This window comes from Lysinibacillus sp. GbtcB16, from assembly GCF_019091145.1.
Classification (GTDB): domain Bacteria; phylum Bacillota; class Bacilli; order Bacillales_A; family Planococcaceae; genus Lysinibacillus; species Lysinibacillus fusiformis.
Window position 1 is genome coordinate 1 of sequence record NZ_JAGXJV010000406.1, and the last position, 271, is coordinate 271.

Annotated in this window: 1 pseudogene; it reads right to left on the reverse strand. The window is 32.5% G+C overall.

From position 1 onward, the window contains the following. Positions 1-271, reverse strand: a pseudogene (locus KVT27_RS24710) (right-handed parallel beta-helix repeat-containing protein); the annotation flags it as partial.

A 271-nucleotide genomic window follows, 5' to 3' on the forward strand; every position in this document is an offset into this window, starting at 1 on the left:
CCATTCTTTATTTGACAATTTTGAACCACTGCACCTTGAACATCCATTAATTTTACACTACCTTTATTACAGACAACTCCATTAACAAAATTATCTCCCTTGATAACAAATTCACACTCGATGAATGTATTATTCAGGTATTTTACATACCAGTTATTTTGGTATGAACTAACTCCTCCAACATTCGGACCTTCAAATGTGTTAGTTTCTACAATCACATTTATACCATCAGCATTTACAAAATGCCCTCTAGCGTTAGAGTATATATGAT